This window comes from Streptosporangium sp. DT93 (genome assembly GCF_049844535.1).
In the GTDB taxonomy this organism is placed as follows: Bacteria; Actinomycetota; Actinomycetes; order Streptosporangiales; family Streptosporangiaceae; genus Streptosporangium.
The window spans coordinates 82788-106136 of the sequence record NZ_JBNCLF010000019.1 but is presented as its reverse complement, the minus strand read 5'-3'; the positions used below and the strand labels follow the sequence as shown (position 1 = coordinate 106136).

26 protein-coding genes are annotated in these 23349 nt (G+C 71.8%); 11 read left to right on the top strand and 15 right to left on the bottom strand.

Features of this window, described 5'->3' with window-relative positions; genetic code table 11:
- Window positions 1–123: 123 nt before the first annotated feature.
- The 4 genes from ACLQ2R_RS32075 to ACLQ2R_RS32060 all read right to left on the bottom strand — a co-directional run bounded on the left by ACLQ2R_RS32075 (window position 124) and on the right by ACLQ2R_RS32060 (window position 2897).
- Window positions 124–348: a hypothetical protein gene (locus tag ACLQ2R_RS32075; protein WP_425964958.1), complete on the bottom strand. Its 225-nt coding sequence runs from the start codon at window positions 346–348 to the stop codon at window positions 124–126.
- A 184-nt stretch (window positions 349–532) separates the two neighbouring features.
- Complete coding sequence (locus tag ACLQ2R_RS32070; RefSeq protein WP_425964956.1) at window positions 533–997, bottom strand: hypothetical protein; 465 nt, start codon at window positions 995–997, stop codon at window positions 533–535.
- Between the two features lie 74 nt (window positions 998–1071).
- Complete coding sequence (locus tag ACLQ2R_RS32065; protein ID WP_425965021.1) at window positions 1072–1944, bottom strand: helix-turn-helix domain-containing protein; 873 nt, start codon at window positions 1942–1944, stop codon at window positions 1072–1074.
- Between the two features lie 221 nt (window positions 1945–2165).
- Window positions 2166–2897 carry a hypothetical protein gene (locus tag ACLQ2R_RS32060; protein ID WP_425964955.1) on the bottom strand — a complete coding sequence of 244 codons (732 nt, stop codon included), beginning with the start codon at window positions 2895–2897 and terminating at the stop codon, window positions 2166–2168.
- Between the two features lie 272 nt (window positions 2898–3169).
- On the opposite strand from ACLQ2R_RS32060, the gene ACLQ2R_RS32055 reads away from it, so the two are divergent.
- From ACLQ2R_RS32055 to ACLQ2R_RS32045, 3 genes are all read left to right on the top strand, one after another.
- A complete protein-coding gene (locus tag ACLQ2R_RS32055) occupies window positions 3170–3679 on the top strand; it encodes a PepSY domain-containing protein (protein ID WP_425964953.1) in 510 nt (169 codons plus the stop codon).
- A 228-nt stretch (window positions 3680–3907) separates the two neighbouring features.
- Complete coding sequence (locus tag ACLQ2R_RS32050) at window positions 3908–4120, top strand: hypothetical protein (RefSeq protein WP_425964951.1); 213 nt, start codon at window positions 3908–3910, stop codon at window positions 4118–4120.
- Window positions 4121–4241: 121 nt separating this feature from the next.
- Window positions 4242–4526 (top strand): hypothetical protein, encoded by a 285-nt coding sequence (locus tag ACLQ2R_RS32045; RefSeq protein WP_425964950.1) that lies wholly within the window; start codon window positions 4242–4244, stop codon window positions 4524–4526.
- Window positions 4527–4692: 166 nt separating this feature from the next.
- Here ACLQ2R_RS32045 and ACLQ2R_RS32040 read toward each other — a convergent pair whose 3' ends face one another.
- A complete protein-coding gene (locus ACLQ2R_RS32040; RefSeq protein ID WP_425964948.1) occupies window positions 4693–5325 on the bottom strand; it encodes a uridine kinase in 633 nt (210 codons plus the stop codon).
- Window positions 5326–5661: 336 nt separating this feature from the next.
- Between ACLQ2R_RS32040 and ACLQ2R_RS32035 the strand changes: the two genes are divergently transcribed.
- Window positions 5662–6051 carry an isoamylase early set domain-containing protein gene (locus tag ACLQ2R_RS32035; protein WP_425964946.1) on the top strand — a complete coding sequence of 130 codons (390 nt, stop codon included), beginning with the start codon at window positions 5662–5664 and terminating at the stop codon, window positions 6049–6051.
- A 66-nt stretch (window positions 6052–6117) separates the two neighbouring features.
- On the opposite strand, the gene ACLQ2R_RS32030 is transcribed toward ACLQ2R_RS32035, so the two are convergent.
- Entirely contained in the window at window positions 6118–6597 is a 480-nt protein-coding gene (locus ACLQ2R_RS32030) for a DUF6789 family protein (protein ID WP_425964945.1), read from the bottom strand.
- Window positions 6598–6960: 363 nt separating this feature from the next.
- Here ACLQ2R_RS32030 and ACLQ2R_RS32025 point away from each other — a divergent pair, with 363 nt between their 5' ends.
- A complete protein-coding gene (locus ACLQ2R_RS32025; RefSeq protein WP_425964943.1) occupies window positions 6961–7329 on the top strand; it encodes an STAS domain-containing protein in 369 nt (122 codons plus the stop codon).
- Between the two features lie 148 nt (window positions 7330–7477).
- Here the strand turns inward: ACLQ2R_RS32025 and ACLQ2R_RS32020 are convergent, their stop codons facing one another.
- Window positions 7478–7879: an ATP-binding protein gene (locus ACLQ2R_RS32020; RefSeq protein WP_425964941.1), complete on the bottom strand. Its 402-nt coding sequence runs from the start codon at window positions 7877–7879 to the stop codon at window positions 7478–7480.
- The gene (locus ACLQ2R_RS32015) at window positions 7872–8198 is read right to left on the bottom strand and encodes an STAS domain-containing protein (protein ID WP_425964940.1); all 327 of its coding nucleotides are present in this window, start codon (window positions 8196–8198) and stop codon (window positions 7872–7874) included. Before ACLQ2R_RS32015 ends, ACLQ2R_RS32020 begins: the two co-directional genes overlap by 8 nt.
- A gap of 65 nt (window positions 8199–8263) precedes the next feature.
- Between ACLQ2R_RS32015 and ACLQ2R_RS32010 the strand changes: the two genes are divergently transcribed.
- Window positions 8264–11392 carry a SpoIIE family protein phosphatase gene (locus ACLQ2R_RS32010; protein ID WP_425964939.1) on the top strand — a complete coding sequence of 1043 codons (3129 nt, stop codon included), beginning with the start codon at window positions 8264–8266 and terminating at the stop codon, window positions 11390–11392.
- A 75-nt stretch (window positions 11393–11467) separates the two neighbouring features.
- Here ACLQ2R_RS32010 and ACLQ2R_RS32005 read toward each other — a convergent pair whose 3' ends face one another.
- Entirely contained in the window at window positions 11468–11686 is a 219-nt protein-coding gene (locus ACLQ2R_RS32005) for an EF-hand domain-containing protein (RefSeq protein ID WP_425964937.1), read from the bottom strand.
- A gap of 140 nt (window positions 11687–11826) precedes the next feature.
- On the opposite strand from ACLQ2R_RS32005, the gene ACLQ2R_RS32000 reads away from it, so the two are divergent.
- The 3 genes from ACLQ2R_RS32000 to ACLQ2R_RS31990 all read left to right on the top strand — a co-directional run bounded on the left by ACLQ2R_RS32000 (window position 11827) and on the right by ACLQ2R_RS31990 (window position 14489).
- On the top strand, window positions 11827–12315 hold the full coding sequence (locus ACLQ2R_RS32000) for a GNAT family N-acetyltransferase (RefSeq protein WP_425964935.1): 489 nt from the start codon (window positions 11827–11829) through the stop codon (window positions 12313–12315).
- 413 nt (window positions 12316–12728) lie between these two features.
- On the top strand, window positions 12729–13787 hold the full coding sequence (locus ACLQ2R_RS31995) for a lytic polysaccharide monooxygenase auxiliary activity family 9 protein (protein ID WP_425964933.1): 1059 nt from the start codon (window positions 12729–12731) through the stop codon (window positions 13785–13787).
- A 117-nt stretch (window positions 13788–13904) separates the two neighbouring features.
- Window positions 13905–14489, top strand: coding sequence for a cellulose binding domain-containing protein (locus ACLQ2R_RS31990; RefSeq protein WP_425964931.1), 585 nt, complete (start codon window positions 13905–13907; stop codon window positions 14487–14489).
- A gap of 39 nt (window positions 14490–14528) precedes the next feature.
- On the opposite strand, the gene ACLQ2R_RS31985 is transcribed toward ACLQ2R_RS31990, so the two are convergent.
- Both ACLQ2R_RS31985 and rpmG read right to left on the bottom strand, forming a co-directional pair.
- Window positions 14529–14774, bottom strand: coding sequence for a type B 50S ribosomal protein L31 (locus tag ACLQ2R_RS31985; RefSeq protein ID WP_425964930.1), 246 nt, complete (start codon window positions 14772–14774; stop codon window positions 14529–14531).
- A 3-nt stretch (window positions 14775–14777) separates the two neighbouring features.
- Window positions 14778–14942: a 50S ribosomal protein L33 gene (rpmG, locus tag ACLQ2R_RS31980; protein WP_425964929.1), complete on the bottom strand. Its 165-nt coding sequence runs from the start codon at window positions 14940–14942 to the stop codon at window positions 14778–14780.
- A 280-nt stretch (window positions 14943–15222) separates the two neighbouring features.
- On the opposite strand from rpmG, the gene ACLQ2R_RS31975 reads away from it, so the two are divergent.
- A complete protein-coding gene (locus ACLQ2R_RS31975; protein WP_425964928.1) occupies window positions 15223–17670 on the top strand; it encodes a Tex family protein in 2448 nt (815 codons plus the stop codon).
- A 159-nt stretch (window positions 17671–17829) separates the two neighbouring features.
- On the opposite strand, the gene ACLQ2R_RS31970 is transcribed toward ACLQ2R_RS31975, so the two are convergent.
- On the bottom strand, window positions 17830–18021 hold the full coding sequence (locus tag ACLQ2R_RS31970) for a hypothetical protein (RefSeq protein WP_425964927.1): 192 nt from the start codon (window positions 18019–18021) through the stop codon (window positions 17830–17832).
- Window positions 18022–18145: 124 nt separating this feature from the next.
- Window positions 18146–18691, bottom strand: a complete 546-nt coding sequence (locus ACLQ2R_RS31965; RefSeq protein WP_425964926.1) for a GNAT family N-acetyltransferase — start codon at window positions 18689–18691, stop codon at window positions 18146–18148.
- A gap of 596 nt (window positions 18692–19287) precedes the next feature.
- Between ACLQ2R_RS31965 and ACLQ2R_RS31960 the strand changes: the two genes are divergently transcribed.
- Window positions 19288–20634: a ricin-type beta-trefoil lectin domain protein gene (locus ACLQ2R_RS31960; RefSeq protein ID WP_425964924.1), complete on the top strand. Its 1347-nt coding sequence runs from the start codon at window positions 19288–19290 to the stop codon at window positions 20632–20634.
- Window positions 20635–20797: 163 nt separating this feature from the next.
- Here the strand turns inward: ACLQ2R_RS31960 and ACLQ2R_RS31955 are convergent, their stop codons facing one another.
- Both ACLQ2R_RS31955 and ACLQ2R_RS31950 read right to left on the bottom strand, forming a co-directional pair.
- Window positions 20798–22237 (bottom strand): WGR domain-containing protein, encoded by a 1440-nt coding sequence (locus tag ACLQ2R_RS31955; RefSeq protein WP_425964922.1) that lies wholly within the window; start codon window positions 22235–22237, stop codon window positions 20798–20800.
- A gap of 64 nt (window positions 22238–22301) precedes the next feature.
- Entirely contained in the window at window positions 22302–23279 is a 978-nt protein-coding gene (locus ACLQ2R_RS31950; RefSeq protein ID WP_425964920.1) for a phosphotriesterase family protein, read from the bottom strand.
- Window positions 23280–23349 lie beyond the last annotated feature (70 nt).

The window sequence follows — 23349 nt, the reverse complement described above, 5'->3', positions numbered from 1 at the left end:
CCGTGCGGCGGACGTCGGGCCGGCGCCCTTCCTCCGTCCGGACCGGCGCCCTTCCTCCGTCCGGACCCAGGCCCTTCCTCGCGTCACACGCCCCCGGTCCTCCGGGGCGGGCCGGTGTCCGCCTCACTCGTCCTCGACGCGCTCCCGGATCCATTCCAGGCCGTCCTCCCACGAGGCGAAGGCCTGCAGGTAGCGGCCGTCGCGGGCGTGGAAGGCGTGGTAGCGGAAGTCCCCGTCGCTGCCCGTGCGGATCAGGTCGTAGAGGTCGCCTTTGGATCGGTACCACACGCACTCGGCGTCGGTGGGACGCGAGGGTGTGGCGTAGGCGAACTCACGTGTGATGGACATGGGACGGATGCTACGGATCGCCGAATCACCAGGCAATGCCGTATCCATTTCATTAAGGGATATTCCGCCCTCCCAGGGAGCCCGGGAGGGCGAGAAGCCCTGGCGACAGGTCCCGGCGAGGGTTCTGCGGGGCCCTGACGAGGCCGGGGCCACCGTTCCCCCGCGGGTCACACCGGAACGGGGTTCACCCGGCGGGCGGCGCCGGGGTGGAGCTCACCCGATGGTCGGTCAGGTGCAGGTCGCCCCCGAGTTCCACCCGCAGCTCGTCCAGGACCTTCCGCGCGCCGAGCACGGTCCACAGGTCCCCGACCAGGTGGGGGTTGTACTCCGGCGCCTGGTCCATCCACTGGTCCTTGCCCGACTGGGTGACGAAGGTGCTGATGAAGAACCTGCCCGCGGCGGTCTTGCAGGCCCCCGTCCGGATGTCGACCGCGTCGACCTGGATCGTGGGCTTGCAGCCGACCTTGCCGGCGAGCTGCTCCACGGTGAGCGACGGCCCCGCAGGGGCGGCGTTGCCGGCCGCGACGGGCGCGGGAGCGGCGGCGGGCCGCTCGGCGCTGCAGGCGAGGGAGAAGGAGAGGGCGAGGACCACGGTGGCGACCACGCGCATGTTCCCGGCGACACCGGTCCGGCACGAATGTGTCAACATCCTTCAGATACGCCCACCGGCCCCGCCGGGTTCACCGCCCCGCCCGATCGTTCCCGCGGGCGTCGCGGACCGCCTCAGCCCGCGAGCTCGTCGCGGAGCGCGCGCAGGAAACGCTTGCTGTCGGAGAGGGAGTACGCCTGGACGCACAACCGGTCCATGACCCGCATGTAGTGGTCGGTCTCGTCGCGCTTGTCCAGGTAGAGGGCGCTGGTGAGCTGCTCCATGTAGACCACGTCGGGCAGGTCCCGCTCGGGGAAGCGCAGGATGGAGAAGGGGCCGCCGGCCGCGGCGTGACCGCCGTGCTCGAACGGCATGATCTGCAGTTTGACGTTGGGCAGCTCGACGACCTCGAGCAGGTGGTCGATCTGCGCGCGCAGCACCTCGGGCCCGCCGATGGGCCGCCGCAGCACGGCCTCGTCCATCACGGCCCACAGTGTCGGCGCGTCCGGCCTGGTCAGGCGCTCCTGGCGGGCGAGCCGGAGCGAGACGCGACGGTCGACCTCCTCCGTGGAGGCGCCGCCGTGCACGAGCATGATGACGGCCCGCGCGTACTGCGGGCTCTGCAGCAGGCCGGGGATGAACTGCACCTCGTAGGTGCGCACGATCGAGGCGGCCTCCTCGAGACCCACGTAGACCTCGAACCAGTTCGGGAGCAGGTCGCCGTACTGGTGCCACCAGCCGGGGGCGTTGGCCTGGCGGGCCAGGGCGAGCAGCGGGTCCCTCTCCGCGGGGTCGGTCACCCCGTACATCGTCAGCAGGTCGGCGACGTCGCGCTCCTTGAAGCCGACCCGCCCGAGCTCCAGGCGGCTGATCTTGGCGTGGGAGGCGCGGATGGCGTAACCGGCCTGCTCGCGGGTGATGTCCTTGGCGAGGCGCAGCCTGCGCAACTGGGAACCGAGTAGGATGCGCAGGATGGTGGGACCACCACCGCCAGAGGTGGTGAGGATCCCGCTCCGCGTGCCACTGTCCTCGGCGGTACGCCCGGCCTTCTCGGCTCCCTGCTTCACCGTTCTACAATGCCATACCTTTCCACGTTAATAGTGGAATTGTCCTGCTATATGTACCCGAATATGCCTCTGCACTTGCGGACAGGCGCGTATGTCCCGTCGAATTATCGTTCCAGGACACATTCCCCTTCGGTAGAGCCGCCGCCGGCAAGTCCCTCGGGTCACTGGCCCGACGCGAGGTCGTACGCGTCCCACGCGTCGCACGCGTCGCCGACCTTCCCGGCCCTCCCACGCTCCCCCGCCCTCCCACGCTCACCGGTCTCGTGGACGGGAACGCCCCGGCCCGCGGCGGTGCGCCGGGAGAGCATGCCCCGCACGATGTCGCAGAGTTCGCTCGTCTCCCGCGGCGAGAGCACCTGGCTGAGACGGCGCTCGACCACTCCCCCGTTCAGCGGTTCCGGGGTCCTCGCCATGTTGAGATAGCCGGACAGGAACGCGATCCGGAAGAGCTTCTCCTGCGAGGGTGACGCGGTCCTGTCGCGGCCGGCCCTCCTCGGCGCCGTCCCCTCGTCCCGCCGGGACACCTTCAGGCCGGGGACCAGCAGGTGCGCCGCGGCCCGCTGGAGGGCCCGCCCGTAGGCGCGCACGGGCCCCTCGGGGGAGAAGGCCACGATCGACCTGCCGACGGATTCGGCCGAGTCCGCCGACAGGTCGGCGATGCAGGTCTCCTCCCCGAGGCAGGTGTAGACCCGCACCACCCGTTCTCCCACGTACCCCGGCTGGACATGCTGGGAGAGCGTGACCGTGACCGTCGATCCGTCCGGGTTGCGCACCTCCGCGATGTCGGCCGCGTGGGTGATGTAGGTGGTGCGGTGCTCGCGCTCGCACCACGACGGGCACGAGTCCTCGCCTCGGAGCCGAAGGGTGCCGGCGGAGGCCGTGATGTCGTCCATCCCAATCCTTCCAGCGCGCGGGTCCGGTCGCCGGCGGCGTGAGGGCACGACGACGGCTCGCGCCCTGCCCGGGCCCGGGAGCGCCGCCCCGCCCGGCTCGCGCCGCCGGTTCCAGGGTCGCTTTCACCGGCAGGTACGCAGCGGCGGCGTCCCGGGTTCACCCCGCGCCCGCATTGCCCCGACCCGGCCCGCACACGCGCCGGGACCGTCTTAACCTGCCTTTAGGGTTGCCGCAGCGTGGCGCTAACGGGAACACCGGCACAGTGATGGACATGCGAAACACGACGAAAATCACCATTGCCAGCGCCGGACTTCTCGCCGTCGTCGCCGGAGGCGGCGCGGTGGCCTTCGCCGGAACCGCGACGCCCACCCCGGCTCCGAGCGGTACGGCGACCTCCCCCGCCCCGGTGAACACGACCCCCGGCACCGAGACCGCCCCCACCACTCCGCAGCCCGGCGAGGCCGAGGCCAAGATCAAGCGGGACGCGGCCGTCAAGATCGCCCAGGACAAGGTGCCCGGCGCCAAGCTCGTCAAGGCCCAGTTCGACGGCGGGGAGACCCCGACCACCTGGGAGGTCGAGCTTCTCCAGGGGGACGTCGAGCACGAGTTCGACATCGACGCCACCAGCGGCGCGATCCTGGAGCAGGACCAGGAGACCAGCACCGCCGCCGAGCGGGCCGCCGACGAGGCCGAGGACAAGGCCGAGCAGGCGAGCGGCCAGGACGACGACGTGAACGAGCAGGACGACCAGGACGACCTCAACGACCAGGACGACGACTGACGTCGCGGCGGCGCCCCGCACGACGGGGGCGCGGGCGGGCCGGAGGCACGATGACCGGCCACGCCCTCTCCCCCGCGTGAACGGCCCCGGGGTCACGTGACCCCGGGGCCGTTCCGCGTTCCCGGGTTCCCGCGTTCCCGCGTTCATAGGTTCCCGGGTTCCCGGCGATGTCGGACCCCGGAGGCGCCGGCGTGGAGTCGAGGCCGGAAGCAGGGGTATGGGGAGCGGATGAGCCTTCAGGAAGAGTTGCGACAGGTCGAGGCGGATCTGGAGAGAATGCGTACCGAGGTCGCCGACATGCGCCGCCAGGTCGGGGACGTCGGCCCCACCGACCCCACCGAGCGATCCATGATGATCAACCAGGCGGACGAGCAGGAGAATCTCATCGCCTCCCTCGACGCCAGGCGTGAGGACCTGCTCAAACGCCTGAACGAGGAGTGATCCGGGCCGCGGCGCCCTTCTTCCGTGAAGCGCCCACCTGCGGTTCGTGACATTCGGTTATCCATCACTTCAGGGGGTAACCATAAGAACGAACCATCATCGGGGGGACAAAATGATCAAAATGCTTCACAAGATGGGCGTGAAGTCCGGCGCGATGTACATCGCCGGTATCGCCTCGGTCGGCGTGTCGATCGCGATCTGGGCGACGTCGCATGCGTCGGAGAAGGCGGGTGTCGACCGCGCGGACCGATGGGGGATCTTCATCGGCGAGTGGGCGCCCACCTTCTTCGCGATGGGCGTCGCACTGCGCATGGAGGAGGTCCGCGACGAGGCGCACCCGTCCGAGCAGGAGCCGCTCCGCAGTTCCTACTCGGAGGGCAGGATGCCCTCGCGGGCAGGTGTCTAGCGGCACCACCGGATGATCGGGCGGCGGGGCGCGTCGAAGGACGCGCCCCGTCCTCATGTCCGTGCCGCCGCGGTGTCCGCCCCGCCCTCACGTTCCGCCCCGCCCTCACGTTCGCACCGCCGTCGTGTCCCTGCGGCCGTCGCGCTCCCTGCCGGTCGGGAGCGGGTCAGGCCGGAGTGACCAGGGCGGGATGACGCGGATCGTCGACCCGGACGACCACGTCTGCCACCTCCGCCGGCAGGGCCTCCTCCTCGTAGCGGGCGTAGGCGGGCAGCGTCCAGCGCTGGTCGTCGGGGGTCCGCCGGGCGAGCGCGGCCGGTGAGAGCCGCAGGTGCACGGTCAGCTCGAACGGCAGCCCCCGGCCCAGCAGCAGGGGGCCGTCCAGCAGCAGCACCCCTCCCCTCGGCAGCGTGACGTAGGGCGCGCGGGTGGCGCGGTCGGTGACACGGTCCCAGAGCGTGGGCAGCACCTTCCCCGACCGGCCGGGCTCCAGCGGACCCAGGACCTCGCGGACCAGCCCTCCGTGGTCGAACCAGTCGGTGTAGAAGGAGTCGGGGTCGGTGCGGCCGTACTCGAAACGGAGCGAGGCCGGGCGCAGGAAGTCGGAGACGGAGACGCGGAGCACCTCCCGCCCGCGCGTCCTGAGCGGGCCGGTGAGCGCGTCGGCGAGGTCCTCCGGCCGCGCCGCCGGGGCGCCGTCGAGCGCGACGCGCACCCAGGAGTCGCGGGGTTCCGCGGCCACCCGGTCGGCGAGTTCCTCCACCAGCGAGGACGGGGAGATCGGCCGTATCTGCTGCACCCTGCAATCCTGGCCGACGCGCGGCCGTCACGGACCCCCGGGTGCGGGCCCGGCCCGCGGGTACGGCCCCGGCGGGCGACCGTGGACCGGCCGGCCGTCATGGCCCGGTCAAGGTCGGACGTGATGCCGCTCAAAAATCGGTGTGCCCGGGTTGTCCGGCCGCTATGGGCGGTAACGAACCATATGGATCGACGGCTCGGCCGTGACCGGGCGTCGGCCTCCTGATCGCGTCACGTCTCTGTCGACGCGATCCGGTAGTTGGCGTGATCTTCACGCTTTCCGCAACCGAGATCACGGCGCATGACGTACAGAGACAGTGATGTCAGGAGGATTTCAGTGATCAAGCGCGGTAAGCCGACCAAGAACGGCCAGGTCAAGCTGACTTTCACGATAACGGAGAATCCGGGCCATGGCGGTGTCTCGCTGGTCGGCGACTTCAACGACTGGGACCCCTACGCCCACCCCATGGAGCGCAGGGAGAACGGTGCCTACCAGGTGAGCGTCGTCGTTCCCGCCCGGAAGCCCATCCGCTTCCGCTACCTCGCCGACGGCGGCGTGTGGTTCGACGACGCCGACGCCGACCACCACGACGAGCACGGTGGCCGGATCAACCCGGTGGACGTACCGGAGATGCCTGACATGACCACGGCGCGCACCGTCGGCAGGCCGATGCGGCAGACACTCTCGGCCGGGCAGTCCGCTCCGGCCCAGGCCTCCGCCTCCTAGACGCCTCCTGGGACGGGACCTCGTTCGCGGGGGCGGCCGGATCAGCGGTCCCCGCGAATCCCGCGCTCATCCGCGGGGATCGCCGCTCCCCGGTCCGGCAGGGCCGGTGGAGCGGCCGATGCCGTTCACGGCCAGGGCGAGCGCCGCGCCGTACACGACGTGGGCGGCGGCCATCACCGCCGGGCGTCCCGGCCGGTCGTCGGAGATGGGCGGCAGGATCCCCGTCATCGGCACCCAGCCCTGGTAGCTGACCACCCAGATCGCCAGCCCGTACCCCACCCCGAGCGTCACCGAGGCGCGGCGTCTCCCGCACAGCGCCCCGAACGCGGCCCCGCACGCGGTCCCGAACGCGACGTGGGTGAGCGCGCCCAGCGCCTTCTCCCCCGGCTTGGGCCGGTGCCGGTGTCCGGGCAGGACGGCGCGGACGATCCGCTTGGGCGGCTGGTCGGGCATCAGGCCCGCGCGATCCCCGGCGAGCATCACCGCGCTCATCGCCGTGGTGGCGAGAACACCGCTCACGGCTCCCCTGACGAGATCACGAAACATGGTCGCTCCTTCCGACGTGTCCGGTCCGCGGGTTCCCGGCCCGCCGGATCGGTGGGTGGCCCGCCCCCACGCCGTGCCCGTGGCCAGGCCGGGCAAACGACCGCTTCGGGGCAGGCCGGCCGGTCCCATCGGCGGCACGGCGGCGAGAGCGGCACGCGCATCGGCGCATGACCGACATGCCCGCCATGAACGCACGGGTGAGGACACCGGCCGCGAGGGTCGCGGGCTGTTCGATCACCGGTGGTATGACGTCACCCGTTGAACTGTCACGAGCGACGGGCGTACGGTGGTGTCAACGGCATCCGTCCTGGTACGGCTCCCGGCCGGGCGCCGTCCCCAACCTGCCGCAGACAGCGGGGCGATATGACTCGACTTTCCATCACCGTGGACACCTGCCCGCGCTTCTCCGTGGTGACCCTGACCGGAGACCTGGACAAGTCCTCGGCACCGCGGCTGGAGGAACGGCTCGCGGAGTTCATCAGACGTGGTCACGTCTATCTGATCATCGACACCACGAACCTGGAGTTCTGCGACTCCACGGGCATCTGGGTGCTGCTGACGACCCTGCGGCGAGCCTACGAGCGGAAGGGATGGCTCCGCCTGGCCGGCGTGCACGGTTTCCTCGGCCGCCTGCTCGAACTGACCCGCCTGCGCGACGCGTTCCCGATCGACTCCACCGTCGAGGAGTCCCGGCGCAGGGTGTCCGGCGGAGGCGTCCCGGTCGGGCGCTGACCCCGGCCCGCGAGGAGCGCGCCCCGGCTCCCTCTCGAAAAGCGCGCTCCGGCCCCCCGGAGAACCGGCCCGCGACGGGCTCACGCCCCGGTCACGGCCTCGCGGTCCTCAGGGAAGCAGCATCGTGAGGGGCACGGCCTCGCGGTCCTCAGGGAAGCAGCATCGTGAGCCGTACGGTCGAGCCGCCGGGACCGTGCAGGATCTCCACCGAGTCGCACAACCGGCGCATCAGCCAGAGCCCGTACCCCCGGCGGGAACCCACCGGGGGCCGCTTCGTGCCCGCCTCGGGATCGACCAGCAGACCGGCCCCGTCGTGGATCTCCGCGACGACCCGTCCCTCCAGGTAGCGCATCGTCAGGGTGCCGGTGACGCCGGAGTGGTCGAGCACGTTGTTGGCCGCCTCGCTCAGGGCGAGGATGAAGTTCTTCTCGGTGATGTCGTCGAACCGCGCCCAGGTCAGGAAGGCGCGGGCCTTCCTCCTGAGGGAGGCCAGATCCCCGGCGATCGGGAAGGACACGTCGGCGATCTCGTTCTCCCTCCCGTCATCCATGGGACTCCTCGACGACCCGGATCACCTGGTCGAGGGCGGAGATCCGGAACAGGTCCCGCAGATGCCCGCTCACCCCGGTGAGGACGAACGTCACCCCTTCGCGCTCGGCCTCGTCGTGGGCGTCGAACAGGGCGACGATCCCCGAGGAGTCGCAGAACGGCACCTGCGTCAGCTCGACGACCAGCCGGGCCGGAGACCTCCCCAGATCCGCCTGCACCGCGGCGGCCAGCGGTTCGACACAGTCCCGATCGAGGTCACCGATCGGGACGATCACGAGTGAACCGTCGGGGTCGGTCCTTCGCTCCAGACGAATGCCCATGTCCTCACCGCGAAAGCCGTTGATCCAACAGGTATGGTCACATTACCTGATGGGCAGGGAGTGACATGCGGCAGGCGAATCCCCGCGGCGGGGAGATGGGGCGGCGGATCCACGGCCACGACTGGGCCGCCACACCGCTGGGCCCGATGGAGGACTGGCCCGCGGCGCTGAGGGCCGCCGTGGACATCGCGCTCTCCTCCCGCATGCAGATCGTCATCTTCTGGGGGCCGGAGCACCTCGCGCTCTACAACGATCCGTACATCCCCACCATCGGCGCGAAGCATCCGGCCGCGCTCGGCCGGCCCGCCGGGGAGAACTGGTCCGAGACCTGGGACGTCCTGGAGCCCCTGCTCGACGAGGTACGCAGGACCGGCGAGCCCTTCTGGGCCCAGGACCACCTGTTCCTGCTGGAACGTCACGGCTTCCTGGAGCAGACCTACTTCGACGTCTCCTACGGCCCGATCCGGCGTGACGACCAGACGGTCGGCGGGGTGATGTGCCTGGTCAGCGAGACGACCGGGCGGGTGCTCGGCGAGCGCAGGATGCGCACGCTGAGCCGGGTCGGGGAGGCGACCAGCGGCAGGACCACCCGGGAGGAGGTGGCGCGGGCGGCGCTGTCGGCCCTCGCCGAGGCGCGCGACGACGTGCCGTTCGCCCTCGCCTATCTCGCCGCGGGCACCGACGAACCCACCGGGAGCACCGACGAGCTGCGGATCGTCGCGCCCGGCGGGACGGCTCCCGAGCGGATCCGCGCCGGTGAGGAACCGGCGTGGTTCGCGCGGGACGTCACGGCCGTGCCCGGCGAGCGGTTCGGCGCCCGGGGACCCGCCGTCGCCCTGCCGCTCACCTCGGGCACCGAGGTCCGGGGACTGCTGGTGTGCGGGGTGAACCCCCGGCTGCAGCCCTACGACGAGTTCTTCGGGATGCTCGCGACGAGCGTGTCGCGCGCGTTGTCGGGGGCCGAGGCGCACGAGCGGGAGCGCGGGCACGCGCGCAGGCTCGCCAGGCTGGACGCCGACAAGACCGCGTTCTTCGCCAACGTCAGCCACGAGCTGCGCACCCCGCTGACGTTGATCCTCGGCCCGCTGGAGGAGCTGCTCGAAGACCCCTCGATCGGCCCGGAGCAGGACGCGGTGCTGCGGACCGCGCGCCGCAACGCGGTACGGCTGCTCACGCTCCTGGACGACGTGCTCGACGTGACCAGCTTCGACGCGGGCCGCACCCGCGCCTACCACCGGCCGACCGACCTGGTGGCGCAGACCGCCGAGCTGGTGAGCGTGTTCCGCTCCGCGGCCGAGGGCGTCGGGCTCACCCTCGGCGTCGAGTCCGAGCCGCTGCCCGAGCCGGTCTTCCTCGACCGGCGGATGTGGGAGCGGATCGTCTTCAACCTGCTCTCCAACGCGGTGAAGCACACCTTCGCCGGGGGCGTCACCGTCGGGGTCCGCTCCGGCGGCGACCACGCGGTGGTCACGGTCTCCGACACCGGTATCGGTATCCCCGGCGGCGAGCTCCCGCACCTGTTCGAACGCTTCCACCGGGTGCCCGGCTCCCGCGCGCGCAGTCACGAGGGGGCCGGCATCGGGCTGGCGCTCGTCCACGAGCTGGTCGCCCAGCACGGCGGGCACATCGAGGCCGACAGCGCCGTCGGCGAGGGGACGACCTTCACGATCAGGCTTCCGTACGGCTCCGCGCACCTGCCCCCAGCGCAGGTCGGCGAGGCGACGCGGTCGTACGAGCCGGGGACCGACCACCTGTCGCACTGGCTGCCGCTTCCCGGCGAGTCCTCGGGAAGGCTTCCCGTGGACGGGATCGCGTCCTCGGCGGGTCCGCGCGGGCCCGAGCGCATCCTGGTCGCCGACGACAACGAGGACCTGCGCCACTACCTGGTCCGGCTGCTCAGCCCGTACTGGACGGTGACGGCCGTCGCCGACGGGGCCGCCGCGCTGCGGGCCGCCCGGGAGGAGGCGCCGGACATGATCGTCGCGGATGTGATGATGCCCGGCATGGACGGTCTCGACCTGGTCCGCCGGCTCCGCGCCGACGAGGCCACCCGGAGCGTTCCCATCATGATCCTGTCGGCCAGGGCCGGTCAGGAGGAGTCGCTGAGCGGGCTGATCGCGGGCGCCGACGAGTACCTGACGAAACCCTTCTCCGCGCGCGAGCTGCTCACCCGCGTACGGGGCGTGCTGAGCCTCTCGGCCGTCCGGTCCCGGCACAACCGCCAGCTACGGGAGCTGACCGAGGCGGCCCTCGCGCTCAACAGGGCGTCCGGCGCGGCGGAGGTGCTGGCGCTGGCCCAGAGGTACGGCGAGAAGCTGTCCGGCACCTCCGGGGCGAGGGCGGCGTCCACCGGCGACGCGATCGGCGACGCCACCGGCGACACGATCGGCGCGACCGGCGCGACCGGCGACAACGACGACGACAGCGTGCTGCGGCGGCTCGCCCAGCTCACCTCGGCCCGGCTGCGGAACCTGGAACGGTTCGAGCAGGAGCACCGGATCGCGACCACGCTGCAACTGGCCCTGCTGCCGGAGGTCCCCGAGATCGGCGGCACCGCGATCGTCGGCCGCTACGTGCCCGGCAGCGACGAGGCCGGGGTCGGCGGCGACTGGTACGACGTCATCCGGATCTCCGACGCGGAGGTGGTGCTGGTCATCGGCGACATCGTCGGCAAGGGCCTGCGGGCCGCCGCCTCGATGGGCCGGATGCGCAACGCGCTCAGGGCGTACGCGCTGGAGGACCCCGACCCCGGGCGCACCCTCGGCCGTCTCAACCGGATGACCGCCGGGCGGCACGACCGCATGCACGCCACCGTCCTGTGCGTGCGGCTCTCCCTCACCGACGGGCGGCTGCGGTACGCCAGCGCGGGCCACCCGCCCGCGCTGGTCTGCACCGCGGACGGGCGGGCGGAGTTCCTCGGCGGAGCGCTCTCCCCGCTGATCGGCGCCATGCCCTTCACCGACTTCCCGACCGGTACGAGCCGGCTGGGACGCGGCGACCGGCTGCTCCTCTACACCGACGGCATCGTGGAGAACCGATCGCGGAACATCCTGGACGGCATGAACAGGTTGCGCGAGGAGATGGCGAGGGCCTCGCGGCTCGATCTCGGCGCCATGCTGGAGTCGCTGCTCACCCTGGTCGAGGACGGGGAGAACCGCGACGACGTGGCCCTCCTGGGCTTCGCCCGCGCCTGAGACCACCTCCCGCGCCCCGGGGTCCCCGGGGTCCCCGGGGGCCGTGGGGGCCGTGGGGGCCGTGGGGGCCGCAGATCAGTCGCGGCCGACCAGGCGGACGAACTCCTCGAACGAGAAGCGGCCGTCGCCGTCGGAGTCGCCGTCCCGGTTCAGCGAGCCCAGGGCCTCGGCGGGCAGGGCCGGGAAGTGCTCACCGAACTCCCGTTCGGTGATGAAGCCGTCACCGTCGGTGTCGATGGCGGCGAACGCCTGCCTCAGCTCCGCCAGCCGCTCCCCGTTGGGCTCTGTCGACATGGTGACCCGCCTTTCTCAACGACCCGTGCTTCGATCAGCAGACAACTTACGGGAGGAGCCATCACCACGACCACACGACCCTATTTATACCGAAAAATCCCTTTCTGAGGCGGCGGATGGTCCCCGCCTAGACTTCGGACATGATTCGCCCCGCAACGCCGGACGACGTACCGGCGATCATCGACATGATCCGCGGACTCGCGGAGTACGAGAAGGCGCTGGACAAGGTCGAGACCACCGCCGACCGGCTCGGGGAGGCGCTCTTCGGCCCCTCCCCCAGCGTGTTCTGTCACATCGCCGCCGACGGCGAGCACGTCGCGGGGTTCGCGCTCTGGTTCGTGTCCTACTCGACCTGGCTCGGCAGGCACGGGATCCACCTGGAGGACCTCTACGTCCACCCGGACCGGCGCGGGGGCGGGCACGGGAAGCGACTGCTGGCGGAGCTGGCGCGCATCTGCGTGGAACGCGGTTACGGCCGCTTCGAGTGGTCGGTGCTGGACTGGAACACCCCCACGATCGACTTCTACCGGTCGATCGGCGCGGAACCGCTGGACGAGTGGATCGGATACCGCCTCACCGGCCCCCCGCTCCGGCGGCTCGCCGCGACCGCGGAGGAGCGGCGGGCGTAGGAGAGCCGCGTACGCGGAAAAAAGTGTTCGCGGCCTTCCCGTGATCACGCGAGAGCCGTGATCACGGGAAGGCCGCGAACATCGTCGGGACCCGCCCGCGCGGACGGGCGGACGAACACGCCCCCGGAAGCGGGGCGGCGAACCCGCGGGACGCGGAAAACCGGAGGAAAGCGCGTTCCATACGTGAACGTTTCATCCCGCCACGACCCCCCGCGCCCCCTCTGATCTCGTACGACGACCCGCCGCCGGGGGGAGGGGGACGTGCCTCGTTTACACCCGCGAAACAGGGACCTAGAGTCCGTCTCGCGTGAGCGCTCACCGCCATTGATCAGCGACCCCTTCATCCCCCGAAAGGGAGGGTAAATCCTGTGAGTAAATGGCGAAGCATGGCTGTCGCCGGTGTGGTCACATTGATGACCGCGCTTCTTGCCGTCGTTCTCGTCCCCCAGTCGGCATCGGCGCACGGCGCCATGATGGTGCCGGGCAGCCGGACCTTCTTCTGCTGGCAGGACGGCCTCTCCTCGACGGGCGCCATCGTGCCCATCAACCCGGCGTGCTCGGCCGCCGTGGCCCAGAGCGGGCCCAACTCGCTCTACAACTGGTTCAGCCTGCTGCGCTCGGACGGCGCCGGGCGGACCCGGGGCTTCATCCCCGACGGCAAGGTGTGCAGCGGCGGTAACCCCGGCTACACCGGATACGACCTTCCCAGCGCCGACTGGCCGGTCACGCACCTGACCGCGGGCTCGAACCTGCAGTTCAAGTACAACAAGTGGGCCGCCCACCCCGGCTGGTTCTACCTCTACATCACCAAGGACGGCTGGAACCCCAACCGGGCCCTCACCTGGGACGACCTGGAGAGCGAGCCCTTCCACACGGCCGACCACCCCCAGAGCGTCGGCTCGCCGGGCACCAACGACGCCAACTACTACTGGAACGCCACGCTCCCCTCGGGCAAGTCGGGACGCCACATCATCTACTCGGTGTGGAAGCGCTCCGACAGTGCGGAGACGTTCTACAACTGCTCCGACGTGGTCTTCGACGGCGGCAACGGCGAGGTGACCGGAGTCGGCAGGCCCGGCCCCACGCCCACCCCGACCCCGACCGTCACGCCGACCCCCGGCCCGACCCCGACCCCGACCCCCACGCCGACCGTCACCCCGACGCCCGGCCCCGGTGGACCCTGCACCGCCACCTACAAGACCATCAGCTCCTGGTCGGGCGGTTTCCAGGGTGAGGTGACCGTCAAGAACCCCGGTTCGGCGGCCCTCAACGGCTGGACGGCCAACTGGACGCTCAACAGCGGCAGCACGGTCAACAGCGTGTGGAACGGCACGCACACGGTATCGGGATCGTCCGTCACGGTGAGGAACGCCGACTGGAACCGATCACTGGCCGGAGGTGCCTCGACGACCTTCGGATTCACCGCCTCGGGTACCAGCGGTACACCGACGGTGACCTGCGCCAGTCCGTAGCGGAGAGAGGTCCCGGCCGGTGCCCGACGGCACCGGCCGGGACCTCTTCCGTCCCGCTCCGCCTCGCTCGTATCGCCTCGCTCCGTCCTGCCATCGTGCCCTCCCCAAGGGAGTTCCGTGCCGCCCACCATGAAGATGACCTCGCTGCTGGGCCTCGTGTCGCTCACGGCGGCGGCGGCCCTGCTCGGAGCGGCGTGCGCCGGTCGTACGGCGGAGAGCGGTCACGCCGGTGCGCACGCGCCCTCCCCCTTCGCGCAGAGCACCGCCACACCGGACGCGGCGCCGCCGAGCGGCACCGCGCGGAACGCGGCCCAGGCGACCACGTCCGACGCCGCCCCGTCCGACGCCGCCCCGTCGTCCTCGGCGGCCGGCGACCCGACGCACACGATCAACCCGGTGGCGGCGAAGTGCCGGGCGACGGTCACCCTGGTCGAGACGTGGCCGGGCGGCTACCGGGGCACGGCGACGATCAGCAACAAGGGCGACCGGCCACTGGGAGGCTGGTACATCCAGTGGATGATGCCCCTGGAGGCGACGATCACCCAGGCCTGGCAGGGCACCCACATGAAGAGCGGGCCGGTCGCGATGATCCACGCCCTGCCCGAGGCGGCGCCCCTGGCGCCGGGGAAGACGCTCTCGGAGATCGGCTTCATCGGGGTCGCGTCCACTCCCCCGGCCTTCACCGAGATCACCTGCGGCTAGGACCGCCGCGCGGTCCCTCCCGCCCCGTGCGGTCCGGTCTCAGCGCCTGCCGTAGCGCTGGTTGAAGCGCTCGACGCGACCGGCCGTGTCGAGGACCCGGCCGCGGCCGGTGTAGAAGGGGTGGCTCGCCGAGGAGACGTCGACGTCGACCAGCGGGTAGACGTTCCCGTCCTCCCACTCGACGGTCCTGCCGGTCCGGGCGGTGGAACGGGTCAGGAAGGCGTAACCGGCGCTCGGGTCGCGGAAGACGACCTGGCGGTACTCGGGGTGGATGCCCTTCTTCATGATCTATCGGTCCTCTCGGAACGGGACGTGCTGGCGGACGATGGGGTCGTACTTGACGAGGGTGAGCCGGTCGGGGTCGTTACGCCGGTTCTTGCGGGTCACGTAGGTGTATCCCGTGCCCGCGGTGGACCTCAGCCTGATCACTGAGCGCACCTCGTTCCTGGCCACTGCCTGCTCCTCCCGGGATGCTTCACCTGATACTCGGATCTCTCGCGCGACACGTGGACCGGTCTCGCGATGCCGGTGATAACGGTTTTCATTAGTGGAACATTCCCGCCGACGCCCGGCGTCCGCCGTGACGCCCGGAAAGGGGACGTCGCGCCGAGCCCCCCGGCCGTGCCGTACGCCCGGTTCCTCTGCGGTCCCCTGGATTCGCTCCCTCGGCCCTCCGGTCCGGCCGCGGATGAGGCGGTAGCTTGGTCACTGCCACCACGGAGGAAGAGAGATCGTGACCACGTCTATTCATCAGCGGATCGCCGAAGAGCTGGGTGTGCGTGAGCGACAGGTGCGGGCGGCGGTGGACCTGCTCGACGGCGGCGCCACCGTGCCGTTCATCGCCCGTTACCGCAAGGAGGCCACCGAGACGCTCGACGACACGCAGCTGCGCACGCTGGAGGAGCGGCTGCGTTACCTGCGGGAGCTGGAGGAGCGGCGCACCGCGATCCTGGAGTCCATCGACGGCCAGGGGAAGCTCGACGACACCCTGCGGGCGCAGATCATGGCGGCCGACTCCAAGGCGCGCCTGGAGGACATCTACCTCCCGTACAAGCCCAAGCGGCGCACCAAGGCGCAGGCCGCCAGGGAGGCGGGGCTCGAACCGCTCGCCGACGGCCTGCTGGTGGACCCGTCCGTCGACCCGAGGGCGGCGGCGGAGGCGTTCGTCGGCGAGGGCGTGGCCGACACCGCGGCCGCGCTGGACGGCGCCCGCGCGATCCTGGTCGAGCGGTTCGGCGAGGACGCCGACCTGGTCGGGGAGCTGCGCGAGCGGATGTGGACGAAGGGGCGCCTGGTCGCGGCGGTCCGCGAGGGCAAGGAGGAGGAGGGCGCCAAGTTCTCCGACTACTTCGACTTCGCCGAGCCGTTCACCAGGCTGCCCTCGCACCGGATCCTGGCGATGTTCCGGGGGGAGAAGGAGGAGGTCCTCACCCTCACCCTGGAGCCCGAGCCGGAGCCCACCGGCACCTACGAGGGCCGCATCGCGCACCGCTTCGGCATCGCCGACCGGGGACGGCCCGCCGACGCGTGGCTGGCCGACACGGTCCGCTGGGCCTGGCGCACCCGCGTCCTGGTCCACCTCGGCATCGACCTGCGGATGCGCATGTGGCAGGCCGCCGAGGAGGAGGCGGTGCGGGTGTTCGCGGCGAACCTGCGCGACCTGCTGCTCGCCGCGCCCGCCGGGAGCCGCGCCACCATGGGGCTGGACCCCGGGCTGCGCACCGGCGTGAAGGTGGCGGTGGTCGACGCGACCGGCAAGGTGCTGGAGACCGCCACGATCTACCCCCACGAGCCGCGCCGCCAGTGGGACCAGTCGCTGGCGACCCTGGCCGCGCTGGCGAGGAAGCACGACGTGGAGCTCGTCTCGATCGGCAACGGCACCGCCTCGCGCGAGACCGACAAGCTCGCCGCCGACCTGGTGAAACTGGTTCCCGGCCTGACCAAGGTGATGGTGTCGGAGGCGGGCGCGTCGGTCTACTCCGCCTCGGCGTTCGCCTCGCAGGAGCTGCCCGGCATGGACGTGTCGCTGCGCGGCGCCGTGTCGATCGCCCGGCGCCTGCAGGACCCGCTGGCCGAGCTGGTCAAGATCGACCCCAAGTCGATCGGCGTGGGGCAGTACCAGCACGACCTGGCCGAGACCAAGCTCTCCCGCTCGCTCGACGCGGTGGTGGAGGACTGCGTGAACGCCGTCGGCGTCGACGTCAACACCGCCTCCGCGCCGCTGCTGACCCGGGTGTCGGGCATCGGCTCGGGCCTGGCGGAGAACATCGTCGCCCACCGCGACGCCAACGGCCCGTTCCGCTCCCGCAGGGCGCTGAAGGACGTGGCCAGGCTCGGCCCGAAGGCCTTCGAGCAGTGCGCGGGCTTCCTGCGCATCCGGGAGGGCGACGATCCGCTCGACTCCTCCAGCGTGCACCCGGAGGCGTACCCGGTGGTCCGGCGCATCCTGAAGCGGACCGGCGGCGACGTCTCGACGCTGATCGGCAACGGCACGGTGCTGCGGACGCTGAGCCCGCAGGAGTTCGTGGACGACACCTTCGGCCTTCCGACCGTCACCGACATCCTCTCCGAGCTGGAGAAGCCGGGCCGCGACCCCCGGCCGGCCTTCAAGACCGCGACGTTCAAGGAGGGCGTGGAGAAGCTCTCCGACCTGACGCCCGGCATGCTGCTGGAGGGCGTGGTCACCAACGTGGCCGCCTTCGGCGCGTTCGTCGACGTCGGCGTGCACCAGGACGGCCTGGTCCACGTGTCGGCGCTCTCGTACGAGTTCGTCAAGGACCCGCGCGAGGTGGTCAAGCCCGGTGACATCGTCCGGGTGAAGGTGCTGGACGTCGACATCCCGCGCAAGCGCATCTCGCTCACCCTCCGGCTGGAGGACGAGGTCAAGCCCGCGGGCCCGCGCGGGCAGCGCGACCGGCAGGGCGGCGCGGGACGCGGCGACGGTCGCGGTGACGGTCGCGACGGCGGGCAGCGCCAGGGCGCCGGGCAGGGGCGCGGCCAGGGTGGTGGACAGGCCGGCGGGCAGGCCGGTGGACAGGGACGCGGGCAGGGGCAGGGACGCGGGCAGGGCGGTGACCGGCAGCGGCAGGACCGCGGAGGGCAGTCGCGCAACGCGCCGGGCGGCGCCATGGCCGACGCCCTGCGCCGGGCCGGGCTCGACGGCACGGGCAAGCGCCCCTGATCCGCACGGGGCGCCCCGGAACCCGCGCCGGGCGCTCCCGGACGCGTGGCGGCGTGCTCGAAGATGCGCACGGGGTGCCCTGCACGCGCAGGGGTCCCCGCACGTGCACGGGGCGCCCCGGAATCCGGACGCCGCCGCCCGGGGCCCGCGGGAGCGGGCTCAGCGGCGGCGCCGGAGGAGGGCCGAGACGGTGAGAACGACACCGGCGGCGAAGACCGCCAGGCCGATCCACGTCCATTCGCGGGCCCCGCTCATGAAACTCCCGCCGACATGGCCGAGCCCCTGGAGCGCCCAGAGGCCGCCCACCAGGATGAGCAGGACACCGAGACCGGCAGGGAGCCAGGTCTTCATCGATTACCTCCGGTAGGAAAGGCCCGGGACCTCCGGCCCCGGGCGGGACGACGGCGCTTTCACCGATCCCTGCCCGCACACCGGCCGGGGAAAGGTCCCGGCCCTGGAGCGGACGCCGGCGCCCTCACCGGCCCCCTCCGGCGTTCGGGCCGGTGAACTCGTCGGCGAGGAGGCCGAACACCGCCTCGTCGACGAAGGAGCCCGCCACCCAGGCGTGGTCGCGGAGCGTGCCCTCGCGCCGGAAGCCGGTCCTCTCGGCGGCGGCGATCATCGCGGCGTTGGTGACGAGTGTCTCCAGGCCGAGCCGGTGCAGGCCGCGGATGCGGAAGGCGTAGTCGCACAGCAGCCTCAGCGCGGCGGGGGCGTAGCCCTGGCCGCGCGCCTCGGTGAGCAGCGAGAGGCCCAGGTGCCCGTTGCGGTTGAGGGTGTCGACGCCCCAGACGATGCCGAAGCCGAGCAGCTCCCCGGAGAGGGACTGGACGGCGAACTCGACGTTGGCGGGGTCGGGTTCGCGCCGTTCGTACCGGGCGATCGCCTGCTCGGCCGTCTCGGGGACCCAGGGCACCACGGTGGCGCCGACCGCCGTCTCCACCTCGTCGTGCAGCCGCTGGAGGGGGACCAGGTCCTCCTTGGTGATGGCCCTGAGCAGGACCGTGTCTCCACGAAGCATGAGCGTGACCTCGATGTCGGATGTCGTGCGACCCTGTCGCCGGGTGACGCGCGGGAACGATCACCTGACGGACATCACACCACACGGCACGCCGGGAACGCAGGGAATAACGCCGTGGCACGAGGGGCCGGCGGCCCCCCTGACAGTCCCCCCTGACACCCGGGCCCCCCGAACGACCCCGGCGCCGCCCTCCACCAGGCCGGCCCCTGCCGCCACCCTCCAGGTCAGGGGATTTCCCCGTCCGCGACCCGCCACGGGCGGGCGGCTTTTTTTACTGCTTGTATTGACCCGAGAACGAAGGCTGACCTATGGTTCCGGGCAAGCGAGACCTTGCCTCTCGATGCCTCCCGACCCGCCTTCCAGACCCGCCTCCCGAGCCGTTCTCCCCGCCGTATCCGTCGCGGCGGGGCCCAGGACGCGCCGCGCGCCGCCCCGCGACAGGCCCACCCGGCCGCCCGCGGTACGCGACACGCCCACCGCGTCCGGCGGCATCCGCACGTCACCCCCCACCCGGGTCGTGGTGCCGGTCACGCGTTCCCGTCCGACGGGCCGCGTCGTCACCGGAGACCACCTCCCTTGACGGAAGGAGTCCGCGCATGGACGCCACACGACCCTCTCCCCGGCCGCCCCGGCGCCGTCGCGTCTCGCTGCCGGCCGCTCTCGGCGGTGCGTTCACCGCCCTCCTGCTCGCCGTCGCCGGCATGGCGGCCGTGCCGGCCGCCACCGCCGACACACAGGCGGGCGCGCAGACAGGTGCGCGGGCGGGCACGGCCCACGCCACGGCACTGACGTCGGCCGCGGCCCCCGGCCCCCTCGTCTGGTCGGACGAGTTCAACGCCGCCGCAGGCACCGGCGCGGACGCCTCGAAGTGGCGCCACGACGTGGGCGGCGGCGGCTGGGGCAACAACGAGCGGCAGTACTACACCACGGGCACCCAGAACACCGCCCACGACGGCGCCGGCAACCTGGTCATCACCGCGCGCAAGGGCAACCCGTCCGGTCACGGCTGCTGGTACGGCTCCTGCGAGTACACCTCCGGCAAGCTGACCACGGCCGCCACCTTCACCCGCGCCTACGGCCGCTTCGAGGCGCGGATGAAGCTCCCGCGCGGCAGGGGCATGTGGCCGGCGTTCTGGATGCTGGGCACCGGCGGGGCTCCCTGGCCGTCCAACGGCGAGATCGACATCATGGAGAACGTCGGTACCGTCCCCGGGCAGGTGCTCGGCAGCCTGCACGGCCCCGGCTACTCGGGCGGCAGCCCGCTGAGCGGCAGCTACGACCTGCCCGCCGGGCAGGCGTTCGCCGACGCCTTCCACACCTTCACCGTCGACTGGGAGCCCGGCTCGGTGACCTGGTACGTCGACGGCGTGCAGTACTCCAGGAAGACCCCCGCCGACACCCGGGGCAACCCCTGGGTCTACGACCACCCGTTCTTCATGATCCTCAACCTGGCCGTGGGCGGGAACTGGCCCGGTTCCCCGGACGCCTCCACGACCTTCCCGCAGCAGCTCACCGTCGACTACGTCCGCGTCTACGCCCAGGGCGGCGGCACCGGCGGCCGTACCGGGCAGATCACCGGCATCGCCGGCAAGTGCGTGGACGTCGCCGCCGCGAGCAGCGCCAACGGCACCCCCGTCCAGCTCTACGACTGCAACGGCACCGGCGCCCAGCAGTGGACGATCGGCACCGACGGCACGATCCGCGCGCTCGGCAAGTGCCTGGACGTCACCGCCGCCTCCACCGCCGACGGGGCGCAGATCCAGCTCTACGACTGCAACGGCACCGCGGCCCAGCGGTGGGTGTACAGCGGCGCGCGCGACCTGGTGAACCCCGCGGCGAACAAGTGCCTGGACGCCACCGGGCAGTCCAGCGCCAACGGCACCCGCCTGCAGATCTGGACCTGTGGCGGCACCGCCAACCAGAAGTGGAACATCCCGGCCTGACCCCGCCCGCGGGCCGGGACACCTCCGTCCCCGCCCGCGACGGGCCACTCCCGCTCCCGCTCTCGACGGGCTGCTTCCTGCTCCGGCCCTTGGCGGGCCGGTCCTCGCTCCCGTGCGCGGCCGCCCCGCCCTCGGCTCTCGTCCGCGACGGCTCCGCCATCGCTCAGAGCAGGCGCCTGATGTCGCCGTACGCGCGGTAGAAGCCGCCCCGCTCGGAGAAGCGGACGCCCTCGACGAGGTAGCGGGCCCCGGCCTCGCGCACGTCCTTGGGGAACTGCACGTTGCGCCGCACGTCGTAGCCCTCGCTGACCACCCGCACCCGCAGCCGGTCGCCCTCGCGGAAGCACTCGACCACCACGCCGTCGCCGCCGGGGACGGCGTCGAAGGTCACGGTCTCCAGCGTCGTGGCGGGTTCCACCACGGCCAGTCCCGCGGCGGCCTTGACGTCGACCGGCGTGGGGACGGTGCCGGCCTGGGCCGCCCTGATCGCCTCCTCGGTCGCGTCGATGCAGGCCAGGGTGCCGTCGGTGGTCACGATGTAGAGGCGCTCGTCGAGGTACTGCATGGAGAAGGCCGACCCGCAGCCGGTGGCCAGCTTCCACAGCCGCTCGCCGCCCTCGTCGAAGCAGTACACCGAGGAGTGGCTGTCGCCGGCGAAGACGTACCGGCCGCCGGGGGCGGTGGCGCAGGAGAAGACGGTGGCGTCGCAGCGGTAGACGGCCTGGGGGACGCCGTCGGACTTGCGCAGGCGGTGCACGGCACCGCGCGCGGTGCCCGCGTACACCGCGTCGGCCTCCTGCCAGCCGAAGAGCACCGCGCCGTCGACGGGCGTCTCCCAGACGGGCACGCCGTCGGCGGCGTCGTAGCGGGCCACCCCGGTGGAGTGGCCGTGGTAGACGGCCTCGTCGTCGCAGCGCACCATCCAGGCCGAGTCGCCCCTGCCCTTGCGGGCCCACTGGAACTCGTCCTCGTGGTCGATGGTGGTGATCCGGCCCGCGCGGTCGGAGACACCCAGCACGCCCTCGTGGATGTCGAGCCAGTAGATGTCGACGTCCTCGGCGATCTCGTACGCGACCCTGGGGACCTTGCCGCTGAGGTCGTAGACCTTGCCGTCGTCGGCGCCCGCGTAGATCCAGAAGTCGTCGGCGACGATGCACTTGACCCCGTCGGGGAGGCGGAAGCGGCCGGTGACGGTGCCGTCGTGGGTGACGGTGTAGACGTCGCCGCGCTGGTTGCCGACCCAGCAGCGCCCGGCGTCGACGAAGATGCCGAACGCCGCCGCGCCGCTGGCGAAGCGCCACAGCACCGGCGCCTGGGTGGCGGTGGAGCGGCTGCTCTGCACGCTGCGCCGGGTGACGTTGCGGCGCTGGCGCACCCCCCGCACGGCCGGGGCGTACCCGCGGCGGACCTTCTCGCCGATCTTCTTCGCGGCGGCCGCGGCGGCCTTCTCCGCGCTGGCGAAGGCCGACGCCTTGGACTGGCCGGGCTCGCCGATGCGGCCGTACCTGATCGTCACCTCGGTCCCGTCGAGCACCACCTCGTAGAACTTGTGCGAGCTCCCGTCCTCCTCCGAAAGCTCCAGGTACGTGCTGCGTGCGGTCATGCTCCACCCCTCCGTCGTTCGGTTGCACGGAGCGTACGGGAGACATATGACAAACGACGAAATGTCAGGAAAAGTACCTTCGTGGGTTGTCGACCAGCATCCGGTCGATCTGCCCGTCGGTCACCCCTGCCTCGCGCAGGGCCGGGAGCACGTCGTCGTGGATGTGGTCGAACCGCCAGTTGGGCGCGGCCAGCGGGATGCCCTCGTCCCAGGCCGCGCCGAAGTAGTCCATGAAGCACGCGGTGTCGTGGCTGAGCACCATCCGGTCGGCGTACCCCCGCTCGCACAGCGCGGCGATCGTGGCGACCCGGGACGAGGTGGGGTTGTAGGCGTCCAGCCCGAAGCGGTCCATGCCGAGCGTCGCGCCGGTGTCGGCCAGCCGCATCAGGTGGTCCAGGTCGTTGGTGTCGCCCGAGTGCCCGAGCACGACCTTCGCCGGGTCGACCCCCTCCTCGCCGAACACCTCCAGGGCGAGCAGCCCGGTCCCGGCCGAGGGGTTGGTGTGCACGGTGATCGGCACGCCGGTCTCCACGTGGGTCCTGGCCACCGCCCGGCAGATCCGCTCCACACCGGGGGTGAGGCCCTTGCCCTCCACCACGCACTTGAGGAACGCGGCCCGCACACCGGTGCCGGCGATGCCCTCGACGATGTCGCGGGTGAAGTCCTCGACCATCGGCTCGGGCACGTCCATCATCAGGCCAGGCCCGCGGTGCGCGTAGTGGAAGGGGATCTCGTCGTAGGAGTAGACGCCGGTGGCGACGACGACGTTCAGCTCCGGGACCTGCTCGGCCACCCGCAGGACGCGCGGGACGTAGCGGCCCAGCCCCCACACGGTCGGGTCCACGATGGTCCGCACGCCCTTGGCCGCCACCGCCCTGAGCTTGGCGACCGCGTCGGCCACCCGGAACTCCTCGTCCCACCAGGCGCCCCTGCCGTGGTTGTCGACGTGCTCGGGGGAGATCACGAAGACGTGCTCGTGCATGAGGGTCTGCCCCAGGCCGGCGACGTCGACGGGACCCAGAACGGTGTTCACGACCGGCATGCGCGTCCTTTCGGGGTGGCCCGACCGGACGGCGCTGACCTACCGAGCGGTCGCTTCCTGCGAAGGTAGG